The organism is Moorena sp. SIO4A1 (genome assembly GCF_010672065.1).
Lineage (GTDB): Bacteria > Cyanobacteriota > Cyanobacteriia > Cyanobacteriales > Coleofasciculaceae > Moorena.
This window is the reverse complement of the sequence record NZ_JAAHHX010000004.1, coordinates 136,038-157,323: the sequence shown is the minus strand read 5'-3', so window position 1 is coordinate 157,323 and position 21,286 is coordinate 136,038. Positions and strand designations below refer to the sequence as shown.

General features: G+C 44.4%; 16 protein-coding genes. 6 read left to right on the top strand and 10 right to left on the bottom strand.

The features are described 5' to 3' along the window. Window positions 1–15: 15 nt before the first annotated feature. Window positions 16–270, top strand: coding sequence for a hypothetical protein (locus F6K53_RS04605; protein WP_293047529.1), 255 nt, complete (start codon window positions 16–18; stop codon window positions 268–270). A gap of 211 nt (window positions 271–481) precedes the next feature. Here F6K53_RS04605 and F6K53_RS04600 read toward each other — a convergent pair whose 3' ends face one another. From F6K53_RS04600 to hpsE, 4 genes are all read right to left on the bottom strand, one after another. Beyond that, window positions 482–676: a hypothetical protein gene (locus F6K53_RS04600; RefSeq protein ID WP_293047527.1), complete on the bottom strand. Its 195-nt coding sequence runs from the start codon at window positions 674–676 to the stop codon at window positions 482–484. Between the two features lie 306 nt (window positions 677–982). Beyond that, on the bottom strand, window positions 983–1,972 hold the full coding sequence (locus F6K53_RS04595) for a glycosyltransferase (RefSeq protein ID WP_293027997.1): 990 nt from the start codon (window positions 1,970–1,972) through the stop codon (window positions 983–985). Window positions 1,973–2,131: 159 nt separating this feature from the next. Beyond that, on the bottom strand, window positions 2,132–3,127 hold the full coding sequence (locus F6K53_RS04590) for a glycosyltransferase family 2 protein (RefSeq protein WP_293071230.1): 996 nt from the start codon (window positions 3,125–3,127) through the stop codon (window positions 2,132–2,134). A 217-nt stretch (window positions 3,128–3,344) separates the two neighbouring features. Then, complete coding sequence (hpsE, locus tag F6K53_RS04585; RefSeq protein WP_293071232.1) at window positions 3,345–4,340, bottom strand: hormogonium polysaccharide biosynthesis glycosyltransferase HpsE; 996 nt, start codon at window positions 4,338–4,340, stop codon at window positions 3,345–3,347. A gap of 529 nt (window positions 4,341–4,869) precedes the next feature. On the opposite strand from hpsE, the gene F6K53_RS04580 reads away from it, so the two are divergent. After that, window positions 4,870–6,432, top strand: coding sequence for an MBOAT family protein (locus tag F6K53_RS04580; RefSeq protein WP_293071234.1), 1,563 nt, complete (start codon window positions 4,870–4,872; stop codon window positions 6,430–6,432). Window positions 6,433–6,460: 28 nt separating this feature from the next. Beyond that, window positions 6,461–6,601 carry a hypothetical protein gene (locus F6K53_RS04575; protein ID WP_293079977.1) on the top strand — a complete coding sequence of 47 codons (141 nt, stop codon included), beginning with the start codon at window positions 6,461–6,463 and terminating at the stop codon, window positions 6,599–6,601. Window positions 6,602–6,726: 125 nt separating this feature from the next. On the opposite strand, the gene clpB is transcribed toward F6K53_RS04575, so the two are convergent. From clpB to F6K53_RS04560, 3 genes are all read right to left on the bottom strand, one after another. Then, the gene (gene clpB / locus F6K53_RS04570; protein ID WP_293039415.1) at window positions 6,727–9,399 is read right to left on the bottom strand and encodes an ATP-dependent chaperone ClpB; all 2,673 of its coding nucleotides are present in this window, start codon (window positions 9,397–9,399) and stop codon (window positions 6,727–6,729) included. Window positions 9,400–9,961: 562 nt separating this feature from the next. Beyond that, the gene (locus F6K53_RS04565) at window positions 9,962–10,093 is read right to left on the bottom strand and encodes a hypothetical protein (RefSeq protein WP_293028011.1); all 132 of its coding nucleotides are present in this window, start codon (window positions 10,091–10,093) and stop codon (window positions 9,962–9,964) included. Window positions 10,094–10,213: 120 nt separating this feature from the next. Then, window positions 10,214–11,086, bottom strand: a complete 873-nt coding sequence (locus tag F6K53_RS04560; RefSeq protein WP_293071239.1) for a helix-turn-helix domain-containing protein — start codon at window positions 11,084–11,086, stop codon at window positions 10,214–10,216. A 170-nt stretch (window positions 11,087–11,256) separates the two neighbouring features. Here F6K53_RS04560 and F6K53_RS04555 point away from each other — a divergent pair, with 170 nt between their 5' ends. The 3 genes from F6K53_RS04555 to F6K53_RS04545 all read left to right on the top strand — a co-directional run bounded on the left by F6K53_RS04555 (window position 11,257) and on the right by F6K53_RS04545 (window position 13,174). Next, window positions 11,257–11,886: an NAD(P)-dependent oxidoreductase gene (locus F6K53_RS04555; protein WP_293071241.1), complete on the top strand. Its 630-nt coding sequence runs from the start codon at window positions 11,257–11,259 to the stop codon at window positions 11,884–11,886. Between the two features lie 229 nt (window positions 11,887–12,115). Beyond that, window positions 12,116–12,610, top strand: a complete 495-nt coding sequence (locus F6K53_RS04550) for an anthrone oxygenase family protein (protein ID WP_293039403.1) — start codon at window positions 12,116–12,118, stop codon at window positions 12,608–12,610. A gap of 273 nt (window positions 12,611–12,883) precedes the next feature. Further along, window positions 12,884–13,174 (top strand): hypothetical protein, encoded by a 291-nt coding sequence (locus tag F6K53_RS04545; protein ID WP_293039400.1) that lies wholly within the window; start codon window positions 12,884–12,886, stop codon window positions 13,172–13,174. 28 nt (window positions 13,175–13,202) lie between these two features. Here the strand turns inward: F6K53_RS04545 and F6K53_RS04540 are convergent, their stop codons facing one another. The 3 genes from F6K53_RS04540 to F6K53_RS04530 form a co-directional block, all read right to left on the bottom strand. Then, on the bottom strand, window positions 13,203–14,936 hold the full coding sequence (locus F6K53_RS04540; protein ID WP_293071244.1) for a glycosyltransferase family 39 protein: 1,734 nt from the start codon (window positions 14,934–14,936) through the stop codon (window positions 13,203–13,205). 481 nt (window positions 14,937–15,417) lie between these two features. Continuing rightward, window positions 15,418–17,103 (bottom strand): dihydroxy-acid dehydratase, encoded by a 1,686-nt coding sequence (gene ilvD / locus F6K53_RS04535; RefSeq protein ID WP_293039394.1) that lies wholly within the window; start codon window positions 17,101–17,103, stop codon window positions 15,418–15,420. Window positions 17,104–17,309: 206 nt separating this feature from the next. Then, window positions 17,310–20,882 (bottom strand): UPF0182 family protein, encoded by a 3,573-nt coding sequence (locus tag F6K53_RS04530; protein ID WP_293079973.1) that lies wholly within the window; start codon window positions 20,880–20,882, stop codon window positions 17,310–17,312. Window positions 20,883–21,286 lie beyond the last annotated feature (404 nt).

The following is a 21,286-nucleotide window of genomic DNA, read 5'->3' as shown; positions in this document are numbered from 1 at the left end:
AACATTGTTTCGACTATGCATCACAATTTTCTGCCAAATTCAGACAACAATCCAGAGGATATCACTCCGGAGATTACTCCTGAGGAGTTTTCCGAAAAAGAATTCCTTGTTCCGTATATTCTGAAGGGAACTCGCCAGCAAATAAGCCATACCATGCATATCCTTAATGCCATGGGCTATGCACAGCTTTCGGAGTGGAGTCCTCTTCAGCCCACTGGAATTCCAGGGCAATTTATGACGATGATGAGGAGATACTGGATTTGGCGTTAACACCTTAAATTTCTGGGGGGGTTTCCCCCCCGGACAAAGGCTCCGGTCTGTTCGCGTAGCGAACAGATTGGTAATAAAATTGAGTGCATAAGCGAAAATTCCTAGCCGTGGAAAGTATTTCTGCGGCTATTTTTTTGGGTTAGCAGGTTTAAGGTTAGTATGTTGTTCGCGTAGCGTGGCCAAAAGGCCAAGGTTAGCAGGTTTAAGGTTATTATTGTTGAAGGTTAGTAGGTTGAAGGTTAGTAAGTTTAAGGTTAGTAGGTTTAAGGTTAGTAGGTTGAAGGTTAGTAAGTTTAAGGTTAGTAGGTTTAAGGTTAGTAGGTTGTTCGCGTAGCGTGGCCAAAAGGCCAAGGTTATTAGTGTTTAAGGTTAGCAGGTTGTTCGCGTAGCGTGGCCTTTTGGCCAAGGTTAGTTTATTGCATTGATGAGGTACATTTATAAATCTCAAAGTCCCCCTTTTTAAGGGGGATTTAGGGGGATCGCTTTGTCCCTAATCGGAGAGAGAATTGCTATTTTATGTTAAAGGTTATTATGTTGAAAGTTATTAACAGGCTCAGCTCATCAACACCAAACCTCGCACCATTAGTATTGTCTTGAGCCAATCACTAATATCATCTCCGGATAATTACCCTTAATAAAAATCTGCCCCATCTCCCCATCTCCCCATCTCCCCACACTTGCCTGCTCCGAAGCTCCCTAAAACCAAGATGCTCTAAGGTTCTGTTCGCAGATATCCAAGAATAGTGCTAGTATTAAATAATCCTGGAAATCGATTCAGTAATGCGGTAGACTGAGGAGCAGGTAATATAAGTAATAGGATAATTTTCAGCAATACTTTTAAGGTAACCTTTGCCAGTAATAAGGTTGGATCATGTCTGAGGGCATGGCAAAGAAATCGGAGTGCGGCTAGGGTTATGTGTCGTTCTGGAAATGATTCAAAAGCCTTGAAAATTAGGTACTTATACAGGTTAGCGAGGCTGTGCTTTTTCAGATATTGTAGAGAATCAGGAGCAGCAGCAAAGGCTCGTTCAATTACTTGTAAGCAACCTGCTTCCATCTTGGAAGTATCAGAAGAGGCTGAATTAGCTGAGACTCGATATAAAATGTGTGGGTATGGTACAGCTACAAAGGGATAACGAGCTGCGAGCCGCAGCCACATATCCCAATCTTCTGCCTGGGTTAGGGATTCATCAAATTGACCAACTGTGTCAAATGCTTTCTTACGAATCAGGACGTTAGAACCATTTTCCAAAAAATCAGTTAGCAAGAGCTGAGGATAAACATTACCATTGAGAGTGATATGGTTACCCCGCCGCACAAACTGACCTGATTCATCGATATAATCTGTCCAACTATAGGCAACGGCGGCTTGGGGGTTTGCCTCTAAAGCCTTTAACTGGAACTCTAATTTATCTGGATGCCAGAGATCATCGGCATCTAGGAAAGCAATATAGTCCCCTGAAGCATGGGATAATCCACGATTACGGGCTGAGTTGACACCAGCATTGGGATAGGAAAAAATTTTTAATCGAACATCTTTGATACTATAAATTATTTCCCCTGTCGAGTCTTGGGAGCCATCATCAATGACAATTATTTCAAAATCCGTAAATGTCTGATTTAAAACAGATTGAATAGTCTGTTTGATAGTTTTTTCGTCATTATAAACCGGTATAATTATAGATATTAAGCTGGCCTTCATTTAAATTTCATGGTTCTGACATTAAGGGAGTAGGGAGTAGGGAGCAGGGAGCAGGGAGTAGGGAATAGGGAGTAGGGAGTAGGAAAAAATTTAAGTATTTAGTTTAATATGATAGCTGATAGCTGATAGCTGATAGCTGATAGCTGATAGCTGACAATGCTATACTGATTTAGTTCTATGGTTCATTAGCCCCTTAATAGTTTCTTCTGGAGCATTTTGCTGCTTCAAATAGGTTTTGAGAGTTGTTTCGGTTTTACTCTTGAGTAAAAAATCACTGACTAACAGTTTAATAACTTGCCTAACATAGGAAATAGCATACCTCCAGAAAGGTACATGGTGTGATTCTTCATAAATTATATTGACCATATGCCAGATATTATAATTTGACTTTAAATTAGTGAATCCTTTCAATATCTCTAGTCTTTTGGCTGTATTCGGTTGAAGATACCATTGTAGTAAAGGGGGCATATAACGAATCAAGTCATTTAAATTATAATCAGTAGTGGCTTGGAGTTTACTTGACAAAATCACGTTAAATCCTGATTTATGAGCACGACTAACAAACTCAAAGTCACCGCCGTAATGCCGGAATCTATCAGCATCTGGAAATCCAATTTTATCGACCACTGCTCTGGGGATGATAGCTATATTACCATTTAGGGTATCGACTGACCTAGCTTCTGCTGTCGCAAAATAATCCATACTCCGAATTGGCTGTTTTTTATGCATGCCACTGAACACAATCCAATCGGAATAGGTTTTATCCCGGACAATACCCCCAACAATTGTATTATTGTACAGTGGAGATTGACAAATATCAATCAGGTTGTTAAGGAAATTGTCTGACAGAGAAATATCATCATTTAGCCACACTAGGTAATCGGAGTCTAATTTATCTATGGCATAGTTCATCCCGAGACAAATTCCACCTGTCCACCAAAGATTGCCATCTCCCTCAATTAAGTAAACATTGGGAAATTGACGTCTAATCATGTCTGGGGTGCCATCTGTGGAACCATCATCTACTATGATGACTGAGATAACTGAGGTATTATCGGTATTTGCTTGAGGAATTTGCTGAAAAATTTGACTCAGAATATTCTGAGTATAGTGTTGCCTATTTCTAACTGGAATAATTAAGGATATTTGAGTCATTTTAGCAAAGGGAGTAGGGAGTAGGGAGTAGGGAGTAGGGAGTAGGGAGTAGGGAGTAGGGAGTAGGGAGTAGGGAGTAGGGAATAGGGAATCGGGAATCGGGAATCGGGAATCGGGAATCGGGAGTCGGAAAAATTAGTTTTTGTACTTCATTGAATATGATTTTTTTTTATCTAAACATACCTATTAAAAAAGTGTTATAATGATAGTATGTGCGTCAACTATTATTTTCCACTGTTCCCTGTTCCCTGTTCCCTGTTCCCTTATTTTGTAAAAGCTTTCTAATAGTAAAAAATGGACTGAGCAAACTGCCCCAGAAGAATTCTAGTTCAAAGGCAGCAATGAGATTAGTTTTAAATTGTCCTCGATACTTAAGGAAATGTAGGAGAAATCGGCGCAAATTTCCCAATAAGGTTTTGGTAATTACTATAGGCTTTTGCCAAAAGGTAGCATTAATCAGGCGGAGCTGACAGGTTGCTAAACCACAGCCACGAGCGAGAGTGAGTAAGTAATCTCTCTGAAGACGCCACTGGGGAATCTGATGATAGCTATGCATGGCTGGGTTATACCAAATTTCCCAACCTGCTTTGTACATATACAGCAATGGCTCATAATCATCCCCCTGCACGAATAATCCGGGCAGTTTGCCTGTCAAACTGGGACGAGGTGGCACACTATCGAGCCAAGCTTGTCTACGAACGACTAAGCTTGCCCCTGGGGGTAGCCTGATTTGCTCGGGTTGAAAGGGATGGGGGTTTGGTCCATGTTCCCGAATTGCGAGAAATTGCTTGATGGGATCAAAATTTTCTGGGGGTTCGACTTCAAAATCACCGTGAATTTGACCACTGTAGGCTCCTGCCTTAGGATACTTTTGACCAAAGCTATAGGCGGCAGCAATCCAGTTGGGATCAGGTAAATTGTCATCATCTAAAAAACCGATTAATTCACCTTTAGCCTCCTGGACAGCTCGCAACCTGGCAAATGCTGATCCTTGTTCGAGTTCAAAACAATATCTTAAGGGGACAGATAAATCCCAATTGCTTTGATAGTCTTGAATAACCTGGGCAGTATCATCACTACTATTGTTGTCAACAACAATAATTTCCCAACTGATGGAGTTGAGGAAAGTTTGCGATCGCAGTCGTTCGAGCAGTAATGGTAAACGCTTCGCCCCATTATAGGTCGGAATCGCTACAGTAAAGTCAACAGCCATAGAACTAGCTCATCTAGCTTTGTTAGTAAATCACCACAATTTTGCCAAATTGGCTCAACTAATAGAAGCATAATTTGATATCCTGAGATATCCTGATTGGTGATTTGAGATTGATGGAGAGAACCTCCTTCACCCACTCAATCATAATTATGATAAAATCAACAACTGTATTTTCCTGGAATTCAAGGGCGATCCCATTGGCCAGCATGGGTGAACTTACCCATATAACTCGTGGTCTAGACAAGGTAAGGGAGATGCAGGGTGTTTACAAATTATTTTCCCTTACCTAAAAACCTTTGAGTATGGACGTCATTGACTAGAACCATTGACACCGGACTAGGTAAGGGACATGCAGGGTGTTTATAAAATAATTTTCCCTTATCCAAAAATTTTTTGAGTGTTGACCGTTGACTCTTTAGTGTTTACTGTTGACTGTATCGTTTTGACTATTTAGTGTTAACTCTTCACTATTGACTGTTAAAAAACAGCAATATTCCTAGCATTTCCTACTTACCGAGAGTCATCTACCGTGTTATTCAACTCATACGCTTTCATCTTCGGCTTTCTTCCCATTACCCTGGTGGTTTTTTTTGGCTTAAGTCGCTTCCGTGTGGTTAAAGCGACCTGGGTATGGATGACGTTGGCATCCCTATTTTTTTATGGTTATTGGAAAATTGCTTATCTGCCTCTGTTGCTAATTTCAATTAGTGGTAACTATGTCATTGGTAAACAGATAGAGAAGCTAGTAATTCTTTTAGACGAAGGAAGTGGAGAGGATAGTGCGGCTCCTGATAAACCCGATAAAATCTCAAGCCTAGTATCTACAGTAGTTAGTTATAAACAGCAAACTAAACTGCTGCTTTGGATAGGTATTTGCTTTAATTTAGCGATTTTGGGCTATTTCAAATATGCTAATTTTTTCGTAGATTCATTAAACTATATTTTAGGCACAAGTATCACTATTCCACCAATCTTACTTCCTTTAGCGATTTCTTTTTATAGCTTTACCCAAATTGCCTATATTGTTGATGCTTATCGTGGGGAAACGAAAAAGTGTAGGTATAATTTTATGACCTATAGCCTGTTTGTGTCCTTCTTTCCCCAACTGATAGCCGGTCCAATTCTCCGTTACGATGAACTATTGCCCCAGTTTGAGAAGTTACGCAATAGCCTGTTTTCCTGGAAAAATATGGGAATGGGGCTGAGCCTCTTTATCCTAGGTTTAGGGAAAAAAGTTGCGATCGCAGATAATCTATCTCCCTGGGTAGCCACTATTTTTAACAATACTGACCAACTCAGCTTTGTAGAAGCCTGGGTTGGGGCATTGAGTTATACCTTTCAACTGTATTTCGATTTTTCCGGCTACTCTGACATGGCCATTGGCTTAGGATTAATCACAAATATCCGCCTACCGATTAACTTTAATTCCCCCTACAAAGCGAGATCTATCAGTGACTTTTGGCGACGTTGGCACATTACCTTATCCAATTTCCTCCGGGATTACCTGTATATTCCTCTTGGTGGTAATCGTCGCGGTCGTCTACGTCAATATGGTAACTTATTAGCCACAATGCTTCTCGGAGGATTGTGGCATGGTGCTGGCTGGACATTTGTGATTTGGGGGGGACTCCATGGCTTATTTTTGGTAATTAATCATAGCTGGCGGCAAATGAAGCTATCGATGCCGAAAATTATAGCCTGGATCCTGACATTTTTAGCAGTGGTGAGTACGTGGGTATTGTTTCGGGCAACTAGTATTAGTGATGGTTTAGGAATATTACAGGCAATGGTAGGACTCAAGGGCGTTATCTTGCCTACTACTTATCAAAATACCTTGGGTTGGTTAACCCCCTTAGGCATCCAATTTCAGGAGTGGCAAGAGATGAACGTTCTTCTGCCACCTATAGGTTTAGAAAAGACCTTTATGGTACTATTCGGACTAATCCTAGGGGTTACCTTTTTGCCTAATACCCAGCAAATCATGGAACACTTCAAGCCTAGCTGGTACTGGGCAACAGGTATTGGCTTAATCGCTACATTTTGCCTACTATCTCTTAACAGAGTGTCCGAATTTCTTTACTTCCAGTTTTAAAGGTGTGGGGAGATGGTGAGATGGGGAGATGGGGAGATGGGGACCCACCCCTAACCCCTCCCAGGAGGGGAATGGGGAGATGGGGAAGTGTGGGAAGTGTGGGAAGTGTGGGAAGTGTGGGGAGTCAGATCAGCAACGGTTGTGTCCCCCCCTTAATAAGGGGGGTTAGGGGGGATCCCTAGTTTCCACGGAGCTTTGAAAGTGCAGATGCCGGTAACCCACACTCTTCCCCCTGTTCCCTATTCCCTGTTCCCTGTTCCCTGCTCCCTATTCCCTGCTCCCTGCTCCCTAATCTTAACTAACCGCTGGAACAACTGATTCACTAGCTGTTACTGGTTTACTGGGTACTTTATTACTAAATGTAAGCCCCTGATCTCCACAATCAATGAAAATGGTATCCCCTTCGATAAACATATTTTCTAAAATCTTAGTAGCAATGGGATTTTCTAACTCCCGCTGAATTGCCCGCTTCAAGGGACGAGCACCATAGACGGGATCATATCCAGCGTCGGTCAGATAATCTTGAGCTTGCTCAGACATTGCCAGGGTAATCTTTTGCTCTGCCAACAGCCGCTCAATCCGTTTGAGTTGAATCCCGACAATCTTCCGCAATTCATCCTTGGTTAGGGTATGGAATATGATCACATCATCGACCCGGTTCACAAATTCTGGGCGAAAATGCGATCGCAAGGACTCTGTCACTCGTTTGCGCATTTCTTCATACTTGGAATCATCCCCAGCTACTCCCAAAATATGCTCACTGCCAATATTGCTGGTCATGACAATAATGGTATTCCGGAAATCGACGGTTCTGCCTTGGGAGTCGGTAATTCGTCCGTCGTCAAGTACCTGTAACAAAATGTTAAATACATCCCGGTGTGCCTTTTCCACCTCATCGAGCAATACTACTGAGTAAGGACGCCTACGCACGGACTCTGACAGTTGTCCTCCTTCTTCATACCCTACATATCCTGGTGGGGCACCTACTAACCGAGAAACTGCGTGTTTTTCCATATACTCGGACATATCAATCCGCACCAAAGCTTCTTCGCTGTCAAACAGAAACTGTGCCAGTGCTCTAGCTAATTCGGTTTTACCGACCCCAGTTGGTCCCATAAACAAGAACGAACCAATGGGACGCCCGGGATCTTTCATCCCTGCTCTAGCGCGACGAATGGCAGCAGATACAGCTGAAACGGCTTCTGTTTGCCCAATCACCCGTTTATGTAAATGTCCTTCGAGCTGTAATAACTTCTGGCGCTCTGATTCCAGCAATCGCTTCAGGGGAATTCCGGTCCATTTGGCCACAATTTCGGCAATATCGGATTCACTGACTTGTTCTCGCAACAGAGCACTACCTCCCGATTGGAGTTCCAGCATCATACTTTCTTTGGCTTCCCGGTCCCGCTGTAAAGCTTCTAATTTGCCATATTTTAGCTGGGCTGCCTTATTCAGGTCATAATTCCGTTCTGCCTGTTCCACTTGTACCCTTAAGTGTTCTTCTTCCTCTTTTAAGGCACTGATGTCTTGTAACAGTTGCTTTTCCGATTGCCATTGTTTATTGAGTTGTTCCTGTTTTCCCCGTAAAACCACAATTTCTTTTTCAATGCGCTCTAACCGTTCTTGGGCAGAACTATAGGTGGCGGTGGTGGCAGTGGTTCGCTTATCTTCCCCTTCTAGAGATAACTTTTCCATTTCCAGCTGCATCAGCCTGCGGTCAGTCGCTTCCAATTCTACTGGCTTGGAGGTAATTTCCATTTTGATTTTGGCTGCAGCCTCATCCACCAAATCAATGGCTTTATCGGGTAAAAATCGGTCACTAATGTAGCGCTGGGATAAGGTAGCTGCTGCTACCAAGGCTGAGTCGGTTATATTAACCCCGTGATGGACTTCATAGCGTTCTTTGAGTCCCCGCAAAATCGAAATGGTGTCTTCTACAGTTGGTTGCTTAACATAGACTTGCTGAAACCTACGTTCTAGAGCAGCATCCTTTTCAATATGCTTACGGTACTCATCAAGGGTAGTTGCTCCAATACAACGCAATTCTCCCCGAGCTAGCATTGGTTTGAGTAAATTCCCTGCATCCATAGTGCCACCGCTAGCACCAGCTCCGACTACGGTGTGCAATTCATCGATAAACAGGACAATTTGACCATCTGAGTGGGTCACTTCCCTGAGTACAGCTCTAAGTCGGTCTTCAAATTCCCCCCGATATTTAGCACCTGCAATCAAGCTGCCCATATCTAAGGAAATCAGCTGGCGGTTTTTGAGGGATTCTGGGACATCCCCATTCACAATTCGTTGGGCTAGTCCTTCTGCGATCGCAGTTTTTCCTACCCCTGGCTCTCCAATCAACACGGGATTATTTTTGGACCGACGAGAGAGCACCTGAACCACCCGACGAATTTCTTCATCCCGACCAATCACTGGGTCAAGTTTTCCGGCTTGAGCGGCTTCGGTCAAATCCCGCCCGTATTTTTCCAAGGCTTCGTAACGGGATTCGGGATTTTGGTCTGTGACCTTTTGAGAGCCTCGGATGGCTTTAATGGCGGCTTCGAGCTTTGCCGCATCCTGGTTATAGGTTTTGAGCAAGCGGCGTCCTACCCGTTCATCCACCGCTAAAGCCAGTAACAGATGTTCTACTGCAATATAGTCATCCTGCAAAGCCTTGCGATAGGCTTCCGCATTATCGAGCATCACGTCTAAAGCACGACCCAGGTACAATTGGTCTAGGTTAGCGACCTTAGGTTGGCGGTTAGCAAAATTTTCCAGTTGTTGCTGAAACCGGTTAACATCAACAGTGATACGGGATAGAATTCGATTGGGTAGCCCATCTTGTTCCAACAATGCGATCGCAACGTGTTCGACTTCCAGCTGTTGATTTTTGCAGCGACGGGCGACATCTTGAGATTTAACAATCGCTTCCCAGGCTTTATCAGTAAACTTGTTGGCGTCAGTGGGCTGCATATCTTACAACAAATCTCGCTTTTTTACCATCTATGCTGTGGTTAGTATAGCAATCCCTTTTACCCTATATCCGGAAAGTCGGGTTTTAAATTGATCAAGGATAGATTATTACTGATCAAAGGTTGACGGTTATGATTCCGCTTCAGGGTAGGGTTTCTGGATCAATCCCCATTGTTTTGAGATAATCCGCTAACCGTTGAACCGCGAGAAGCCCCGCACGTTACCTTCATTGTCTTGATGCAGCGCGGTCATGGGGGGAACCCCCATGACCGCGCTGCATCGCTGGGTAAGTGTCGTATGGGAAGCGCGGGGCAAGGGTCCCAACGGAGCTTACCAATGTGATATAGTAGGAATGGTAGGGAAAATAAATTAAGAGCTAACCGCCACCTACCAACTAAATATAGAACTTTTTGTATTGTTCCGGCGCGGAGGGGCATCCCGGAGACGAAACCTTAGAATAGGGCAGCCTTAATCATAAAGTTTTAACCCTTTACGCATAACCGACTAACCATAAAGGCTGCCCTATTCTTGCGGTAACTTCTGACCGTGTCGTTAATAAAGCTTATCGAGTATCCGAACGCAGTAGCTGGAGTTGGTAAGAAGCCCGCGCTGTCCCGCGCTTGGCAGCGTCGGGAGATGTCACGAAACCATCAGGGACAATAGTCGGTTCTTTCGGTTTATAGTAAACTCCCATCTTCACCCCTAGGAACCAATGTTGGCGCTCTGACCACACCCAAGAGAGGACTAAGGTAAGCTATCAGCTAATGCGCTACGCGCATTAGCTGATAGCTGATAACTGACGGCTTAATGCTTACTAATTTGCTCTGTATGCTTTCGGTGTCATCCCTGTCAATTGTCGAAACTTTTTGCTCAAATGGCTGTGGCTGTTGAACCCACACTCTAAGGCAATGTCCACAATTAATCGGTCTTTTAGTTTCAACAACTGCTTCGCCCGTTCTACCCGTTGCTGAATCAAGTATTGGTAGGGAGACATGCCAATTGACTGCTTAAATAGACGGCTGAAATGGAATTGGCTCATGTCTAGCAATCGAGCTAATTCTGCTAGTTTAATATCTCGATCTAAATGTGTATCAATGTAATCTATAATTTGCTGTAGTTGACGCAGGGGTAAGCCACCCTGGTAAATTGGCAACTGAGGTTTGGTAGCTGCGTGCTGCCTCAGTAAATTCACTGCCAAGACGTTAGCCAGAGAATCTATGTAAAGTGTGCTGCCATTAGATTCCTGTTGAAGTTCAGTCAGTAGCATGATTGCGATCGCTTCAATCTGTGGATTGCGAGTCCGAAATTCAGGCAGTAATTCTAGCCGATCGGGATTCTGTTCAAGGGTTTGGCTAGCTACGCTTTGAATAAACTGAGATTTAAGCCGAATCTGCAAGTAATTATCATCACTGTCCCACCGAGCAAAAAACGGTGTCTTGGCAGGGGTAATGGACATGTCTCCTTTTTTATACAGCCCTGTATAAGTTTTGCCTGCCTGAATTTGCAGCAACCGAACGGGACGAGGAGCAAGGGAGATAGAAAGGGTATGCTCATCATTGTAATGACAATTTCCCTCTCCAGCAGGATGTTGGAAGTGTTGGACTCGAATATTCTCCCAGCTTTGTGTTTGGGGAGACTTCTGGGATAAGCCATTTGTTTGAGGCTGTTGGATAGCAGGATTTTTCATTATCCAACTCCAGTGCGTCTAGTTCCGATTATAGTCAGCTTGGGGTGCTTTCCAGCAAAAACGTGAAAAGCGATCGCAAGATTGTGATAGTACCACAAGAACTAGACAGCTTAGCATCAATCGCCTTTCTAAGCTGTAAGGGTGATTGTTAAGCAGAAAGTATCAACAAGATGAATATACTTATTTTTGGTTCAACCGGTGGTACAGGTCGGCAGGTTGTGGAACAGGCCCTTGAGCAGGGACACAGGGTTACAGCATTTGCACGGAATCCCGCCAAGCTAGATATCAACCACGCAAATCTCAAGGTTGTTCAGGGGGATGTCATGGATGTCACTTCAGTGGAGAAGGCGGTCCAAGGTCAAGAAGCAGTGGTGTGTTTACTCGGAGCAGGTCAGAAGATGACAGGGACAATCCGGTCAGAGGGAACACAACAGATCATTCACGCCATGGAAAAAGCAGGAATCCGACGCTTTATCTGCCAATCAACCCTTGGAGCAGGAGATAGTTGGGAAAATCTGAACTTTTTCTGGAAGTATATCATGTTTGGATTCCTGTTACGACACGTGTTTGCTGATCATCAAAGGCAAGAGAACTATGTTCAGCAAAGCAGTCTAGACTGGACAATTGTTCGTCCTGGAGCCTTTGTAGATGGGAATCGCACTGGCAAATATCGACACGGTTTTCCAAGTAACGATAAGACATCAAAACTCAAAATTTCTCGTGCTGATGTCGCTGATTTCATATTGAAGCAACTGGCAGATGAAAAGTATATTCACAAGACACCAAGTTTGTCGTATTGAAGTAAGCATTCAGCTATCAGCTATCAGCTATCAGCTATCAGCTATAGCGCAAGTCAGAAGTTAGAAGTCAGAAGTCAAAAGTAAGCTATGACTGAGTTTCGGAGTTTAGGAATGTCAAACATCTGAATGCTTAATGAAATATCAGCCAAAAACTGACCGCTGACGGCTGACCGCTGACCGCTTAGATATTAAACACTTTCACAAAACACGAAAATTCCCAGGAGACTTTATGGTAACTGTTCACAACTTCCGCTTTTCTCTAATGCTGTTAACAGCAATCGGCAGTGGTCTGGCCGCTGGCATCTTCTTCGCCTTTTCGACCTTTGTGATGAAGGCTCTGGCTCAGCAACCACCAGCACAAGGTATTGCCACCATGCAATCGATCAATATCACTGTGATCAATCCCTGGTTTATGATGGCATTTCTGGGAACCGCTGCTGCTTGCACATTGCTAACTATTTCGTTACTGCTGCAGTGGCATCAACCAGGTGCTGTCTATTGGCTGGCGGGTACTCTGCTTTATCTGATTGGCACAATCGGCGTGACCTTCGCGTGCAATATCCCGCTTAATGATGCCCTCGCGATCGTCACGCCAGACAGTACTGAAGCTACAACCCTATGGGCAAGATTCCTGACGGATTGGACATTTTGGAATCACGTTCGGACGGTAGCAGCAGTTTTGGCAGCGATGCTGTTTACAATTTCCCTTTGCGTTCGCCCTTAGGCGGGCACGAAGTGCCATCGCAAAGGGCGATTTGGAATGACGGACCAAGCTACACTCATCCGATAGGGGAGTGTAGCTTGGTTTTTTATTGTCCTCAATATAAACAATCATGTAGCCTGCCAGGATAGATAATGGCATGTGCTTGGAAGTAGGGATGTTGCCAGGTAAGATGTCATTACCCCTGATTACTTACCAACTTACACCCTTGCGACTTGCTAGTATCTAGCGTCTAAAATAAAAGAAAGTAATCGATACTACAATTCCTCAAGAAACTTGACAGAACCAGAACCGCCAAAAAAATTAGTCATCAAAAGAATACCCTCAATTGAGCGCAAACCCCAAATCGCACTCAAGAGCGTTACTAATTCTGAGGGTGAAGTTTTCCAGTGCCAAGACCAGATTAGAGTAAAAGCACCTTGGGGAAGTAGAGCTACTGCCGAGATTACAGTCTTGTATCAGGATGAGAGTGGCAATCCTTGGGCGCAATATAAGCCAAATGAATCTGACCCAAAGTGGGATTGGGAGGGAGGCTGTATCCGTGCAGAGCGACTGAGAAAACCTTGAATCCTAGGTCTGTGACTGATTCGAGCTCTTATCTAGGATAAGGCTTGACCATCTTAGTCGCCCAATACACATGGAAAACCTCTGTGACTGCTCCAGCTCGTCGAATCGGCACTGTCCCTATTTCCTGCATATCCTGAAAATAAGCTCGATAGCTATCTGTTAACTCTTGAAATCGCTCCAGAGTAACGTATAGTCCATCTTTACCCAACCATTGCTCAGGCTGGAACCAGACCATAAAACCACGCATATCCTCTCCCAAGCAGGTAATCGGTGTAGAGGTCAGGGGAGTAATCGCCATCCCTACGATCCCACTGATATAATACCCATTACTAAAGACAAAGCTAGACTCTTGTAATGCCTCACTTAGGACAGGAGACTGAGCAAATCCTTGTCGCAGTTGCTGAATATCAATCAGTTCTGTAGAGGGGTCATCCTTGGGAGAGAGAAAACCCCCAAGTAAAGCATAGTGACCGGATTTTTGCAGTGTTCCTGTAGTGATATGTAGCAGCACAAACAATAATAGGCTAGCTATTGCTATGGCTGAACCCTTTAGCCATCGGTTTACCCAATGGCGCGATGACAGGAAGTGCCCGCCGTTGGGCGATCGCACTTTGTGCCCGCCTAAGGGCGAACGCATTTGCCACTGTTGCGCCTGTTGCCCTAGTAGTAAGGTTATCCCCCAAAATCCTGGCATCGGCCAAGTGGGCAAAATTTGGTGATATCCTGCTAAGAGGGTAAAGCCTAGAACTAGGGGTAGGGATACCCATAGGATCAATCTTGACTCCAATGTTGATGTCTTGCTATACCCGGTAAATTGAGCAAGTAGCGATCGCAAACTCACCCACCACATCGGCAATGCCATCGTAGGGAAAAGATAAGCTATCCCAGATAAAACTATCACTAATACATTTAGCCAATTGTAGCCCTGCTGAGGTACCTCTGGCTCTGGTTTAAAACGGGTGGATAAATGGAAAGTAAACGATATCCAATCATGCTGTATATTCCAGTACCAAATTGGAAAAATAGTTATGATAAATAACATTAAACCTAGCCATGCCCAAGGTGACAACAATGCACAACGATGACGTGGACTCGTTAAGCAAAAACCAACTAATCCTAATCCCAAAACAAAGCCATGATATTTACCTAGACAAGCTAAACCTACTAAAATACCTAGGAGTGCTAACCGATAGCTAGGTCGGTATGAATCATAAATAGGGGTTAGGGTGTGGGGGTTAGGGTGTGGAGTATTGTAATATAAACTATTGGGTTGACTAGAGAATTTTTTCCTTGAATGTTTCCCTCTTAGGGGAAAAAATTCGTAAGCAGCACATAACAAACTAGCTGACCAGAAAAATATCAGGGGACTATCGGGTAAGCTAAGCACACCAAAGCCAATTTGAAAAATCGGAATAATGGTAGCGATCGCTAACGTCAATCGAGCTGCTTTGGTGTTAAATAGATGAGTGCTAGTCAGATACAGTAGCAATAGGCTACCTGTATACAAAATCAGGGCACCCAGACGAATAGTGAATTGGGAAACCTCTCCCGTTATCCAAGTCCCAAAGCCAGTAGTCAGGGCAACTAAAACTGGGTGATCAAAATAACTCCAGTCTAGATGCAGGCTATAGACATAGTAATAGGCTTCATCAATACCAGGGTAAAGCCAGAAAGCAATGATACACCGAAACAGTAGCCCCCCTAGCAGCCAACCAAGTACAAATTGATGTTGAGACAACCTTTTCAGGGCGTTATGCATCATATATAGCAGTTTTCAATGGGGTGAGTTACAAATTACTGGCTTTTAGGGAGCAGGAATCCCCCGTAACCCCCCGCGCGTAAGGCAGGGCTGTTTCATTGTAAGCATTCAGCGGTCAGCGGTCAGCGGTCAGCGGTCAGCGGTCAGCGGTCAGCGGTCAGTGGTCAGTGGTCAGCTTATTTTATTCAAAGGTGCGCTTGACCTTGGCGAATTTAATTCGCCACGGGTCGCACCTAAAAGCACCGATTGCGCTACGGGCACGCTGCGCGAACAGTAGCGTGCCCGTAGCCCATTAGCTGATATAGCAAAAGTCAAAAGTCAGAAGTCAGAAGTCAGAAGTCAAACTCTTGCGCTTACTTAGGTTTGAGACTTTTGTCATGTCCGCGCCTGCCCTGGCGACTGCTATAGCTGATAACTGATAGCTGAATGCTTAGGTTTGATGCTCGTCAAAGATAGATAGGGAGATAGCAACTGTGTATAAGTGTTAATCCAAATCTAAATCCGTTACTGCTCCGACACTACTGGAAGAGACTAAGGTGGCATACTTTGCCAATACCCCTGTGGTATAACGGGGCTTGGGTGCTTGCCAACTAGCACGGCGTTGCTCTAATTCTTGATCGGACACATTTAGTTGTAAGGAACGCTGATGGGCATCAATGGTAATCATATCCCCTTCCTGGACTAATGCGATCGCACCTCCAACCGCTGCTTCTGGTGCGACATGACCGACTACCATGCCATAAGTACCTCCAGAAAATCGTCCATCGGTAATTAATCCGACCGAATCACCTAACCCAGCACCAATAATGGCTGATGTGGGAGCCAGCATTTCCCGCATGCCTGGGCCACCCTTTGGTCCTTCATAGCGCACCACAATCACATCACCAGAGTTGATTTTACCGGCCAGAATCGCATCTAAGCAGGCTTCCTCGGATTCAAATACTCGTGCTGGACCGGTGATTTGAGGATTTTTTACCCCAGTAATCTTTGCTACTGACCCTTCTGTGGCTAGATTGCCTTTCAGAATCGCTAAGTGTCCTTGAGCATACACAGGATTATCCCAAGGACGAATTACATCTTGGTCAGCAGGGGGTTGATCAGGTACATCTGCTAACACTTCCGCTATAGTTTGGCCGGAAATGGTCAAAGCATCCCCATGGAGCAAATCATGGACCAACAGCATTTTCATCACTTGGGGAATCCCCCCGGCGCGGTGCAAATTGACAGTGACATAGCGACCACTGGGTTTGAGGTCACACAGGACTGGTACTTTAGCCCGGATGGTTTCAAAGTCATCAATGGATAAGGCTACTCCAGCAGCATGGGCGATCCCTAACAGATGCAAGACGGAGTTGGTGGAACCACCTACTGCCATAATTACTGCGATCGCATTCTCAAAAGCCTTTCGTGTTAGAATATGCCTAGGTAGTATTTGCTGGCGAATTGCTTCGACTAACACAAAAGCAGATTTCTCAGCACTATCGGCTTTTTCAACATCTTCCGCCGCCATGGTAGAAGAATAGGGCAAACTCATCCCCATTGCCTCAAAAGCAGAGGACATAGTATTAGCGGTAAACATGCCGCCACAGGAACCAGCACCAGGGCAAGCGTTGAGTTCCACCGCCTTGAGTTTAGCGTCATCAATCTTGCCAGCACTGTGTTTCCCAACCGCTTCAAAGGCACTAACTACCGTTAAATCTTCACCATCTAGATGTCCAGGTTTAATCGTGCCACCATAAACGAAAATTGCTGGGATATTCATCCTGGCAATGGCAATCATCGCCCCTGGCATATTCTTATCGCAGCCGCCAATGGCCAAAACTCCATCCATACTTTGGCCATTACAAGCGGTCTCAATGGAATCAGCAATTACTTCCCGGGATACCAGGGAATATTTCATCCCTTCCGTTCCCATGGAAATCCCGTCACTAATCGTAATTGTACCAAACATTTGAGCCATAGCACCAGCAGTTGTCAATCCCGCCTCTGCTCGTTTGGCCAAATCATTTAAACCCAAATTGCACGGAGTAATAGTGCTGTAGCCATTAGCAAGACCAACAATGGGCTTAGTAAAATCGTCATCAGTGAAACCAACAGCCCTCAGCATGGCTCGGTTAGGCGCTCGCTGAACACCTTGGGTAACCACTTGGCTTCTCAAATTCTCCGGCATGGATATGTTCCCCTCAAAGGTTAGAGTCTCTACCAGAGATTTTAGATTTAGCCATGAAATTTAGCCATAATATCAACTCTGGTTGAATACCCATCATCGGAAGTGTGGCAAGTTTGAGGAGTGTGGGAAGTGTGGGAAGTTTGGGAAGTTTGGGGAGATGGGGAGATTTTTATTAAGGGTATGACAACCGGATTTAGCTAGATTAGCTAAGGGAGTGCAGTTTCCTCGACTGGACGTACAATTGCTGATGTCTTACTTTGCTCTGGCTTAAAGATGGCATCAAGTGCCTCTTCTAGATTTTGAGCCATAATAATCTGGTTTTGATAAACCACAATAACTCGCACTAATGTTGGCAGACTATGTTGCTCAGCTTCTAAATACAATGGCTCAACATACAGTAGCGATTGCTCGATGGGAATAACCAAAAGATTCCCCTGAACTGCTCTTGACCCCTTTTGATTCCATAAGGAAATTTGTTGAGAGATGACTGGATCTTGATTAATCAGAGCTTCAATTTGCTCTGGTCCATAGATGAGTTGTTGCTTGGGAAACTGATACAGGAGTAACTTGCCATATTGATCCCCATCAGAGCGACCAGCTAGCCAACCAATTAAATTATTACGACCTGTAGGTGTATAGGGGTGGAGCAAGATAAATTCTTCTGATTTCTCCTTGGGGAGTTTCATGATAATGTAGTAGGGTTCCACTGGTTGAGATTTACCAGCATAAATTTCCTGGGGAATCCGCCACAAATCCTCTTGGTTGTAAAAGACCTGGGGGTCAGTCATGTGATATGCTAGCAAGCGCTCGGATTGGATATTAAATAGATCAATGGGGTAGCGCAGATGAGTCCGCAGGTTGGTGGGCATCTGATCCAGTGACTTGAAGAAATTTGGTAAAATCTTACTCCAAGTTTGAATAATCGGGTCTTTTGGGTCAGCTATGTAGAAACTAACATCGCCATTGTAGGCATCAATAACCACTTTTACGGAGTTACGGATGTAGTTAAACTGGTTGTCACCTGGGTCGGCATAGGGGTAGCGATCGCTTGTGGTGTAGCCATCCACAATCCAGTAGAGATAATTCTTAGTGACCCCTGACTCAGCTTGAGAAGTATCAGCAATTACCAGGTAGGGGTCAGCGTCATAGCGTAAGAAGGGAGCGATCTCTTGAATCCGTTGCCGAATATTACGGCGAAACAGTAACCGTGTTTCGGGTGTGAAATTCCCAGTCAGTACCATCTGCCAGTCTTTGAGATACTGGGCAAACACTAACCGCCGCCAAAAGGAGTTTAGGGCAATACCACCAGTGCCATCGTAGGTGTTGTAAACGTTGTCGTCTCCACTGGGATAGTCTAATTCCTGAGTTTTGGTGGAGGTCATGATATAGTTATTGGTCAGTTCTCCATAGTAAATCCGGGGTTGACCAATGGGGATACTATCACGAATCTCTGGAGAGGATGTATATAAGCTTCCTTTGAACCCTTCACCTCCACCAGAACCGATGTCTTTAATAAAGTAGTATGGCAGTCCTCCCTCTCCTACCTGATTCACAGCAGAGAGGGTAAAGCCATAGCCATGGGTATAGACTAAGTGTTTGTTAACCCAAGTTTGTGCTTGTTTGGGCACAGCATCATAGTCTAATTCCCTTGGAGCAATGAGTACTTGTTGTTTGTGAGTTTTTGTATTTAGTTTGAGGTTAGCAGGTTTAAAGTTAGCAGGTTTAAGGTTATTTTGTTGTTTGGTTGAAGGTTTAAAGTTAGCAGGTTTAAAGTTAGCAGGTTTAAAGTTAGCAGGTTTAAAGTTAGCAGGTTTAAAGTTAGCAGGTTTAAAGTTAGCAGGTTTAAAGTTAGCAGGTTTAAAGTTAGCAGGTTTAAAGTTAGCAGGTTGAAGGGGGTTTTTTGAACTTTCAACCTTCAACTTGCCAACATTCAACCAGTCAAGATTCAACCAGTCAAGATTCAACCTGGCAACATTCAACCTGCCAACATTCAACCTATCAACATTCAACTTGCTAACATTCAACTTCTCATCAACCTTCAACTTGCCAACATTCAACCAGTCAAGATTCAACCAGTCAACATTCAACCAGTCAAGATTCAACCTGTCAACATTCAACCTGTCAACATTCAACTTGCTAACATTCAACTTCTCATCAACCTTCAACTTGCCAACCTTCAACTTTTCAACATTAAACCCAGCCTTCAACCCAGCCTTCAACCCAGCCTTTAACTGGTTTGGATTAACTTTAATGGTGTAGCGATCAAAATTGGCGTCGGGAAATTTGTAGTAAAGTCTCAGTTGTTGGAGCTGACGATTACTTTGTAATAAGGGGCGGGTATCCCACAGGGGAATGTTGTCGATGGTTAGGTGATTTTTTTCTAGATCGGTGCTGGTCAGATTACCTTGGGGGTTAAAGGTTTCAACTTCAACACTATCGAGGTCAAAGGCTGCTCTGGTCAGGGCAATAGTCCGAGCAATATAGGGTCGTTCTAAGGCTAACTCGTTGGGTTCGACTTTAAACCGTTGCACTGCTGCGGGTAAGATTACCCCAGCAATTCCCCATATCCCTAGGTATAAGCCGAGTATCCACAATGCTATTGGTATTTTGGTGGGCAGACGGCGTATCCAGACAATTGACCTCAAGAGTAACAACAGTGCGATCGCAAAGGCCAGAATGCTCAATCCTGTATTAAAGGGCAACTTGACTGAGACATTGGTATAGCTTGCACCGTAAGCCACACCACGGGTTGAATACAGTAAATTGTACCGGGAAAACCAATAGTGGAAGGCTGTGATTGCCGACACAGCAGACCCAAGGCCATATAGGTGCCGTAGTTGGTTTTGGGAAAATCCTGGAAATTTACCATCTGAGAGGCTATTGCCTGAGGTTAAGTAAATTAGCCATACCGCAACTAGACCAAAGAGAAATAATCCCCCTAGCCAAAAATCCAATAGTTGCCATACCGGTACGCCAAATACGTAGAAGCCGATATCCTGTCTAAATAGTGGCTCGGTAGTGTTAAAGGCAGTGGGATAGAAATACTCTAAAATTCTGCCCCATTGTTCTGAGATCACCATCGCCCAGGAAAAACTTAGTGCTAGGGCGATCACTCTTAACCACAACTGAGTATTCACCATTAGCCCTACCATCACTGCCGATATCATCCCCAGCTGCCAAACTAGATGGCTTCTGGATTCCGATAAAAATAGCTTTCCGAGAGATACCCAACCCAAGGGTGACGGTAGGGGGGGGGTCGCTTCACTCAGAAAGGTGGCTGACAAGGTTTCCCGATTGAAATGCCAAACAGAAAAGGCCATTTTTCCGTAGTACAACAGCACCACCCCAACTAATACACTGAGTGCTAGGGCAAATGGCAAAAGCGATCGCAATCTGAAGGCTGGGCGTTTTCTAGAAAATTTTCCTCTTGGTCTGACTCCCGATCTCACTATTGGGGAGGGTGAGTTTAACTGTGTTTGGTTAAGGGTTAAAGATGAAGAGTCAAGAGTCTTGAACCCTTTTAGCCAGGTAATCTCGAGATCAGCTAAGTTTTCTGGATGCTTGAAATGGTTGGCTAACCGTAAATTGGTCAGCAAAAACCCCAATGATAGGCTAAAGACAATTCCCCACAAACTCAGCTGGGTCTGCAAATGCAGCAAGAAAGCGGATAGATAATCCACTTCCGTGAACCATAAAATTTCTGCTACCAGGTGAGATAGCAAATTCCAAGCTATCGATAAACCTAGTAGCCCAGTAACCCAGCGCAAGAGTTTGGTCATTGGTCTTTAGTTTTGAGTCATTACCAGGATAGCGTGGTCTATCACAAAGTAAGCATTCAGCCGTCAGCCGTCAGCGGTCAGCTTATTTTTCAAGTAGCGTATTAGCTGTTCGCGTAGCGTGTGCGTAGCACATAAGCTGATAGCTGATAGCCAGTAGGGTGGGCAAAGTGCTGTGATCTATAATACTGATTTGAACCAAACTGTTTTTGCCCACCCTACAAGTTTCAAAAACATACCCATGCCAGTAGGGTGGGCAAAGTGCTGTGATCTATAATACTGATTTGAACCAAACTGTTTTTGCCCACCCTACAAGTTTCAAAAACATACCCATGCCAGTAGGGTGGGCAAAGTGCTGTGATCTATAATACTGATTTGAACCAAACTGTTTTTGCCCACCCTACAAG